The sequence below is a fragment of the Microvirgula sp. AG722 genome, assembly GCF_003269145.1.
Taxonomy (GTDB): domain Bacteria; phylum Pseudomonadota; class Gammaproteobacteria; order Burkholderiales; family Aquaspirillaceae; genus Microvirgula; species Microvirgula aerodenitrificans.
This window is the reverse complement of the sequence record NZ_QLTJ01000022.1, coordinates 39,279-46,111: the sequence shown is the minus strand read 5'-3', so window position 1 is coordinate 46,111 and position 6,833 is coordinate 39,279. Positions and strand designations below refer to the sequence as shown.

Genomic DNA, 6,833 nt, shown 5'->3' with positions numbered 1-6,833 from the left:
GGGGTCTGGATGTCGACCTGCGGCAGGCCGCTGGCGGTGCGCTGCACCACCGGCTGCTGCGTGCTCGCGGCCCCCGGGTCGGCGACGATGCCGTCCGCGCCGGCGCCGGCAGCCAGCAGGAACAGCAGCGGAATCAGCAGGGACGGCACGCAGCGGCGGACGAGGGGCATGGTGACGGCGCGGGACGGATTGGACTCCGTCACGCTACGCGGCACCGGCGCGCATGCCATCTGCCGGATTCCCGAGTTGCAACGGGAAGCCGCTGATTATTTGCTGGTTTTTACTGCAGAAAGCAGCAGGAAAGACGGCATTGACCGGGTCAATGCCGGGGGATCAGCGCACCGGGATGCCGGCCATCCGGGCGAATCTGGCGTAGTAGACCGCCGAGGCGAAGAACAGGGTGCACAGCGCGATCTCGATGCCGGCGCAGACACGGGACAGGAGTACGGTGTCCGACCAGGCCCGCATCACGCCTTCGGCAAAGAAGAACAGGATGAACATGCTCGCCCACTGGTAGGTGTAGACCCGGCCGCGCAGGACGCCGAACAGCGGCGCCAGCAGCAGCAGGCTCTTCAGCGCCATCAGGCTGCCGCCCGGACGCAGCGGCGCCAGCCACAGCTCCCATGCCAGGGTCAGCACGATCAGGCCGATCAGGCTGGTGATCGCCCCCCAGTGGCACACGGCGATCCGGTTCATGCGTCCTGCTCCTTGCGTGGCTGCGGCTTGCCGAGCCAGCCCGAGCAGATGATGCCCAGTTCGTACAGCAGCCACAGCGGCAGTGCCAGCATGATCTGCGACAGCACGTCCGGCGGTGTGACCACGGCGGCGACGACAAACGAGCCGACGATCACGTACGGACGGGCTTCGCGCAGTTTTTCGACGGTGATGATGCCGAAACGCGTCAGCAGCACGACGATGACCGGCACTTCGAAGGTGATGCCGAAGGCGAGGAACATGCCGAGCACGAACGACAGGTATTTGTCGATGTCGGTCATCATCGCCACGCCATGCGGGGTGACGGCGGTCATGAAGCCGAATACCACCGGGAATACCAGGAAGTAGGCGAACGACATGCCGATCAGGAACAGCGAGATCGACGCCACCATCACCGGCAGGATCAGCCGCTTCTCGTGGCTGTACAGCCCCGGGGCGACAAAGGACCACAGCTGGTACAGCGTGTTCGGCAGCGCCAGCACGAAGGCGACCATCATCGTCACCTTCAGCGGGACGAAGAACGGCGTGGTGACGTCGGTGGCGATCATCTGCGCACCGGCCGGCATCACCTGCATCATCGGTCGCGCCAGCAGCGCGTAGATGTCGCCGGACCAGTGGAACAGCGCAAGAAAGACGATGACGATGCCGAGGATCACGCGCACCAGGCGCGTGCGCAACTCGAGCAGGTGCGCGACGAGGGGTTGTTCGGTAGCGGGTTCGGTCATGCGGCCTTGCTGGAAACGTCGCCGGCCGCAGGCGGGGTGGCCGGCGGCGGCGGGGCGGTGGCAAACAGGTCGAGCTGGCCGTCGTCGACGTCCGGCGCCGGCTGACCGTCGGTCGCCGGGGTATCGCTGGCGGCGACGCTGACCGTGTCGGTCGCAGTGGCGGCAGGCACGGTGTCAGCCGTTGCGGCATCGGCGCGCAGGTCGAAGGCGGCGGCCACGCTGTCGCCGGCTTCACGCACGGCGGCGCCGGCCTCGGCCAGCGGTGCCTCGATGCCGGACTTGACGTCGTTGACCGCGCCTTCCACTTCGCTCATCTGGCGATGGATGGTCTGGCGCAGGTTGTCGGCGGCATCGGTCATTTCGCTGCCCAGTTGCCTGAGTTCGCTGAAACTGGTCTCGCGCTGGATGTCGGTCTTGACGTCATTGACGTAGCGCTGGAGCCGGCCGACCAGGGCGCCGACGGTACGGGCGACACTGGGCAGCTTCTCCGGCCCGATGACCACCAGCGCGACGATGCCGATGACCAGCAGCTCGCCGAAACTGATGTCGAACACGGCTTACTTCTTGTCAGTCGGTTCGGCGTCGATCACGCGGCCTTCCTTCTGCGCCGCGCTGTCGTCGGCCTTGGCGGCGGGAGTGGCGTCACTGTTCATGCCGTCCTTGAAGCCCTTGACGGCGGAGCCCAGGTCCTGACCGACGTTGCGCAGCTTCTTGGTGCCGAAAATCAGCACCACAACGACCAGCACGATGAGCCAGTGCCAAATGCTGAACGATCCCATAATGTCCTGCCTTCAGATATCGATGTTGCCCCCGCGCGGCGGGTGCGGATGGTAAGTAAATGCCCGTCCCGGCGGGAAGCGGGGGATTGGCGGCGTCGCCGCGCGCGATTTTACGCTGCTTCGCCCAGTACGTGGACGTGCAGATGAAACACTTCCTGCCCGCCGGCCTCGCCGGTATGCACGATGGTCTTGTAGCCTTCGCTGAGGCCCTGCTCGCGCGCGAGTTTCGACGCGGTGACCATCAGTTTGCCGAGCAGCGGTGCATCGCTGTCGTCGACCACGAACAGCGAGTCGATATGCCGTTTCGGGATCACCAGAAAGTGCACCGGTGCCTTCGGATGGATGTCGTGGAAGGCCAGCACGTCGTCGTCTTCATACAGCTTGCTCGACGGGATGTCGCCGTGGGCGATCTTGCAGAAAATGCAGTCGGTCATGGGGGAAAACCTTGCGGATGCGGTCAGGAAGCGGTCCGCGACGCTTTTTCGTCGTGGCCCGAGATGCCTTCGCGGCGCTTGAGCTCGGCCAGCACGTCCTCGGGACGCAGGCCGTGGAAGGCAAGCAGCACCATCGAGTGGAACCACAGATCCGCCACTTCCCGCACCAGGTGCAGCTTGTCGCCGTCCTTGGACGCCATCAGCGTCTCGGCGGCTTCTTCCGCAACCTTCTTCAGGATGGCATCTTCGCCCTTGTTGAACAGGCTCGCCACGTAGGACGAGCTCGGGGCCGCGCTTTTGCGCGCTTCGAGCGTGTCGGCAATGCTGTACAGCACTTCGGCGGGAATCATGGTTCGCACTTTCGTGAGTCTGGGGAGTTACCGGCGCCAGTCTAACGGCGCCGGATGACAAAAGCAGCCCGGCAGGTCAAGAAAACCGCATGCCGGGCCCGGATTCAATGCGCGTCCGGTTTGCCGTAGATCGCTTGCGGATCCTTTTTCACCGCGTCGGTCACGATCCAGGCACTGCCTTCGAGCCGGCGGTAGAAGCAGCTTTCGCGGCCGGTGTGGCAGGCAATGCCGCCAACCTGCTCGATCAGCAGCAGCACGGCGTCGCCATCACAGTCGAGGCGGATTTCCTCCACGCGCTGCAGATGGCCGGACTCTTCGCCCTTTTTCCACAGTTTGGCGCGCGAGCGGCTCCAGTAATGCGCGATATGGGTGTCGGCGGTCAGCTGCAACGCTTCGCGGTTCATCCACGCCACCATCAGGATGCGGCCGGTGCGCGCATCCTGGGCAATGACGTTGACCAGCCCCTGTTCGTTGTAATGGACCAGATCGGCCCAGTCCTGCGGGTGCATCGTACTCATCGTGCTTCTCCTGGCTGCCGGGCCGGCGATACGTTCGCCGGCTTAAATGCTTAGAGTCGGACTTCAATGCCCTGCGCGCGCATCAGCGCCTTGGCCTCGCCGACAGTATGCTCCCCGAAGTGGAAGATGCTGGCGGCCAGCACGGCATCGGCATGGCCTTCGATGACGCCGTCGGCCAGATGCTGCAGGTTGCCGACGCCGCCGGATGCAATCACCGGCACGTCGACGGCATCGCTGACCGCTCGGGTCAGCGGCAGGTTGAAGCCGATGCGGGTGCCGTCGCGGTCCATTGACGTCAGCAGGATTTCACCGGCGCCCAGCGCCTGCATCCTGCGCGCCCATTCGACCGCATCGAGCCCGGTGGCGTTGCGGCCGCCATGGGTGAACACTTCCCAGCGGTCATTCTCCGGCGAGACGCTCTTGGCGTCGATGGCGACGACGATGGCCTGCGAGCCGAAGCGGGCGGCGCAGTCGGCCACCAGTTGCGGGTTGGTGACCGCCGAGGTGTTGATGCTGACCTTGTCGGCACCGGCATTCAGCAGCCGGCGGACATCGTCCACCGCGCGGACGCCGCCGCCGACGGTCAGCGGAATGAAGACTTCCGCCGCCACCGACTCGATCACGTGCAGGATGATGTCGCGTGCGTCGCTGGAGGCGGTGATGTCGAGAAAGGTCAGTTCGTCCGCGCCCTGCTCGTTGTAGCGTCGCGCGATTTCGACCGGATCGCCGGCATCGCGCAGGCCGACGAAATTGACACCCTTGACCACCCGTCCGGCGGTCACGTCAAGGCAGGGGATGATACGTTTGGCTAGCGACATGGAGTCGGTCTGTTCCTGTTGGGTGAACGCGCGGCACGCCGCGACACCCGCCCCCTCGCGAGGGCGGGCCGGTACGCGGCGGCCGCGCCGCCGGGCCCCTTACGCGGCCAGCGTGTCGGCCAGATCCTGCGCGGCCTTGAAGTCGAGCGTGCCTTCGTAGATGGCGCGACCGGTGATCGCCCCCTCGATGCCTTCGCTCTCGACGGCAGACAGCGCGCGCACGTCGTCGAGGTTGGTCAGGCCGCCGGAGGCAATGACCGGGATGGTCAGCGCCTGGGCCAGCTTGACGGTCGCTTCGACGTTGACACCGGACAGCATGCCGTCGCGGCCGATATCGGTGTACACCACCGACTCGGCACCGTAGTCCTGGAAGCGTTTCGCCAGGTCGACGACGTTCTGGCCGGTCAGTTTGGCCCAGCCGTCGACGGCGACATTGCCGTCCTTGGCGTCGAGACCGACGATGACATGGCCGGGGAAGGCGTCGCAGGCGTCACGCAGGAAACCGGGGGTCTTGACCGCAGCAGTGCCGATGATGACGTAGGTCAGGCCGAGGTCGAGATAGCGCTCGATGGTGTCGAGATCGCGAATCCCGCCCCCCAGCTGGACCGGCATGTCATCAGCCACTTCGGTCAGGATGTCGCGGATCACGCCGAGATTCTTCGGCTTGCCGGCAAAGGCACCGTTGAGATCGACGAGGTGCAGGCGACGAGCCCCCTGATCGCGCCAGTGCGTGGCGACTTCGACCGGGTTGTCGGAGAACACGGTGGCATCTTCCATGACACCTTGGCGCAAACGGACGCATTGTCCGTCTTTCAGATCGATGGCGGGAATGAGCAGCATGATTGCCAGATTTACAAATGGTTGGGTTGAGTCCACTGTTCCAGCGGACAATCCGGACTCGCCGGGATACTGGCGGTGTCCGACAAAAGCACGGTACGAGCCTCGCGGCGATCGCGTCCGAGCACGGCAGCGTACAGCACCCGGTCATGACCGAGCGCCCCACGCCAGTTAACTTTGATGATGCCGGCGCGATCCGCGCCATACCGGCGTGCGCCGCCCCAGGCCGACTGCGTCAGCTGGACATCGTGCACATCGCCGGACGGGTGATAGCAGCCGAGCACGGCACGGCCGACATCGTCGAGCAGCGCGGGTTTCGGTACATGTTCGGGCGGGCGGTCGGCCAGCGGCAGCAGGTTCACCAGCATCAGCAGCGCCATGGCACTCATGTCCGGGCCACGCATCCGCGGGCAGTGACGGATGTCATGCGTCGCTCCCGTCCCAGCCGATGAAATTGTCCAGCAGCCGCAGACCGGCCGCCGCGCTTTTCTCCGGGTGGAACTGGGTGGCGAACACATTGCCGCGCCCGAGGATGGCCGAAAAGGCAAACGGATATTCCGCAAAGCCGAGGCTCAATGCAGGGTCGGCCGGCGCCATGTAGTAACTATGGACGAAATAAAACCGCGCGCCATCTTCCACGCCGTCGAACAGCGGGTGACGGCGGGTCTGCCAGACTTCGTTCCAGCCCATGTGCGGCACCTTGAGCCGCGCACCGGCCGCATCGAGCTGGCCGCTCGGGAAACGCTTGACCGTGCCGGGGTAAAAACCGAGCGCGGCGGTGTCGCCTTCCTCGCTGTGGTCGAGCAGCAGTTGCGCGCCGACGCAGACACCAAAGAACGGCTTGTTGCGGGCGGCGTCCAGCACCACGTCGCGCAGCCCGGACTGCACCAGCCCGGCCATGCAGTCGCGCATCGCGCCCTGCCCCGGAAACACCACCTTGTCGGCAGCGGCCACCAGCTCGGGCCGGTCTGTCAGCAGGATCTCGGCCCGCCCGGCGGACACATGCTCCAGCGCCTGGGTGACCGAGCGCAGATTGCCCATACCATAATCGACGACTGCGATTTTCATGCCGTCAGCGTCCCTTTGGTCGACGGCGTGCGGCCGGCCATGCGTTCATCGGGTTCGACCGCCATGCGCAAGGCACGGCCAAAGGCCTTGAACACGGTCTCGGCCTGGTGATGGCTGTTGACGCCGCGCAGGTTGTCGATATGCAGCGTGACCATCGCGTGATTGACGAAACCGTGGAAGAACTCGCTGAACAGGTCGACGTCGAAGCTGCCGATCGTCGCGCGGGTGAATTCCAGGTTGTAGACCAGGCCCGGACGGCCGGACAGGTCGATGACCACGCGCGACAGTGCCTCGTCGAGCGGCACGTAGGCGTGACCGTAGCGGCGGATGCCGCGCTTGTCGCCGATCGCCTGCGCGAAGGCCTGGCCCAGCGTGATGCCGATATCCTCGACCGTGTGGTGCGCGTCGATATGCAGGTCGCCGGCCGCCTCGATATCGAGGTCGATCAGGCCGTGGCGCGTGATCTGGTCGAGCATGTGATCGAGGAAGGGCACGCCGGTCCGGAAGCGGCCGACCCCGGTGCCGTCGAGGTCGATCGACACCGTGATCTGGGTTTCAAGGGTATTGCGGGTAACGGTAGCTTGGCGCAT

Annotated in this window: 12 protein-coding genes; all 12 read right to left on the bottom strand. The window is 65.4% G+C overall.

What is annotated here, in order from left to right; genetic code table 11:
* Positions 1-333: 333 nt before the first annotated feature.
* The 12 genes from DFO50_RS17555 to hisB all read right to left on the bottom strand — a co-directional run bounded on the left by DFO50_RS17555 (position 334) and on the right by hisB (position 6,833).
* Positions 334-696 carry a DUF2069 domain-containing protein gene (locus tag DFO50_RS17555; protein WP_028499400.1) on the bottom strand — a complete coding sequence of 121 codons (363 nt, stop codon included), beginning with the start codon at positions 694-696 and terminating at the stop codon, positions 334-336.
* A complete protein-coding gene (gene tatC / locus DFO50_RS17550) occupies positions 693-1,439 on the bottom strand; it encodes a twin-arginine translocase subunit TatC (RefSeq protein WP_028499401.1) in 747 nt (248 codons plus the stop codon). The genes DFO50_RS17555 and tatC overlap by 4 nt, the downstream gene beginning before the upstream one ends.
* Positions 1,436-1,993 carry a Sec-independent protein translocase protein TatB gene (gene tatB, locus DFO50_RS17545; protein ID WP_112692933.1) on the bottom strand — a complete coding sequence of 186 codons (558 nt, stop codon included), beginning with the start codon at positions 1,991-1,993 and terminating at the stop codon, positions 1,436-1,438. Before tatB ends, tatC begins: the two co-directional genes overlap by 4 nt.
* A 3-nt stretch (positions 1,994-1,996) precedes the next feature.
* Positions 1,997-2,218, bottom strand: coding sequence for a Sec-independent protein translocase subunit TatA (gene tatA / locus DFO50_RS17540; protein WP_028499403.1), 222 nt, complete (start codon positions 2,216-2,218; stop codon positions 1,997-1,999).
* A 110-nt stretch (positions 2,219-2,328) separates the two neighbouring features.
* Positions 2,329-2,652, bottom strand: a complete 324-nt coding sequence (locus DFO50_RS17535) for a histidine triad nucleotide-binding protein (RefSeq protein ID WP_028499404.1) — start codon at positions 2,650-2,652, stop codon at positions 2,329-2,331.
* Positions 2,653-2,675: 23 nt separating this feature from the next.
* The gene (locus DFO50_RS17530) at positions 2,676-3,002 is read right to left on the bottom strand and encodes a phosphoribosyl-ATP diphosphatase (protein WP_028499405.1); all 327 of its coding nucleotides are present in this window, start codon (positions 3,000-3,002) and stop codon (positions 2,676-2,678) included.
* A 104-nt stretch (positions 3,003-3,106) separates the two neighbouring features.
* Positions 3,107-3,511 carry a phosphoribosyl-AMP cyclohydrolase gene (gene hisI, locus DFO50_RS17525; protein ID WP_036386105.1) on the bottom strand — a complete coding sequence of 135 codons (405 nt, stop codon included), beginning with the start codon at positions 3,509-3,511 and terminating at the stop codon, positions 3,107-3,109.
* 59 nt (positions 3,512-3,570) lie between these two features.
* On the bottom strand, positions 3,571-4,338 hold the full coding sequence (gene hisF / locus DFO50_RS17520; RefSeq protein WP_028499407.1) for an imidazole glycerol phosphate synthase subunit HisF: 768 nt from the start codon (positions 4,336-4,338) through the stop codon (positions 3,571-3,573).
* 99 nt (positions 4,339-4,437) lie between these two features.
* Positions 4,438-5,178 carry a 1-(5-phosphoribosyl)-5-[(5-phosphoribosylamino)methylideneamino]imidazole-4-carboxamide isomerase gene (hisA, locus tag DFO50_RS17515; RefSeq protein WP_028499408.1) on the bottom strand — a complete coding sequence of 247 codons (741 nt, stop codon included), beginning with the start codon at positions 5,176-5,178 and terminating at the stop codon, positions 4,438-4,440.
* Positions 5,179-5,189: 11 nt separating this feature from the next.
* Complete coding sequence (locus tag DFO50_RS17510; protein ID WP_146745134.1) at positions 5,190-5,555, bottom strand: hypothetical protein; 366 nt, start codon at positions 5,553-5,555, stop codon at positions 5,190-5,192.
* Between the two features lie 43 nt (positions 5,556-5,598).
* Positions 5,599-6,243 carry an imidazole glycerol phosphate synthase subunit HisH gene (gene hisH / locus DFO50_RS17505; protein ID WP_028499410.1) on the bottom strand — a complete coding sequence of 215 codons (645 nt, stop codon included), beginning with the start codon at positions 6,241-6,243 and terminating at the stop codon, positions 5,599-5,601.
* Positions 6,240-6,833 (bottom strand): imidazoleglycerol-phosphate dehydratase HisB, encoded by a 594-nt coding sequence (gene hisB / locus DFO50_RS17500; protein ID WP_028499411.1) that lies wholly within the window; start codon positions 6,831-6,833, stop codon positions 6,240-6,242. Before hisB ends, hisH begins: the two co-directional genes overlap by 4 nt.

What these genes read in the sequence shown, in the direction of transcription:
- DFO50_RS17535 (WP_028499404.1), bottom strand. Translation starts at nt 2,652, where the DNA reads ATGACCGACTGCATTTTCTGCAAGATCGCCCACGGCGACATCCCGTCG.
- DFO50_RS17555 (WP_028499400.1), bottom strand. Translation starts at nt 696, where the DNA reads ATGAACCGGATCGCCGTGTGCCACTGGGGGGCGATCACCAGCCTGATC.
- hisH (WP_028499410.1), bottom strand. Translation starts at nt 6,243, where the DNA reads ATGAAAATCGCAGTCGTCGATTATGGTATGGGCAATCTGCGCTCGGTC.
- tatC (WP_028499401.1), bottom strand. Translation starts at nt 1,439, where the DNA reads ATGACCGAACCCGCTACCGAACAACCCCTCGTCGCGCACCTGCTCGAG.
- hisF (WP_028499407.1), bottom strand. Translation starts at nt 4,338, where the DNA reads ATGTCGCTAGCCAAACGTATCATCCCCTGCCTTGACGTGACCGCCGGA.
- tatA (WP_028499403.1), bottom strand. Translation starts at nt 2,218, where the DNA reads ATGGGATCGTTCAGCATTTGGCACTGGCTCATCGTGCTGGTCGTTGTG.
- hisI (WP_036386105.1), bottom strand. Translation starts at nt 3,511, where the DNA reads ATGCACCCGCAGGACTGGGCCGATCTGGTCCATTACAACGAACAGGGG.
- DFO50_RS17510 (WP_146745134.1), bottom strand. Translation starts at nt 5,555, where the DNA reads ATGGCGCTGCTGATGCTGGTGAACCTGCTGCCGCTGGCCGACCGCCCG.
- hisB (WP_028499411.1), bottom strand. Translation starts at nt 6,833, where the DNA reads ATGCGCCAAGCTACCGTTACCCGCAATACCCTTGAAACCCAGATCACG.
- hisA (WP_028499408.1), bottom strand. Translation starts at nt 5,178, where the DNA reads ATGCTGCTCATTCCCGCCATCGATCTGAAAGACGGACAATGCGTCCGT.
- DFO50_RS17530 (WP_028499405.1), bottom strand. Translation starts at nt 3,002, where the DNA reads ATGATTCCCGCCGAAGTGCTGTACAGCATTGCCGACACGCTCGAAGCG.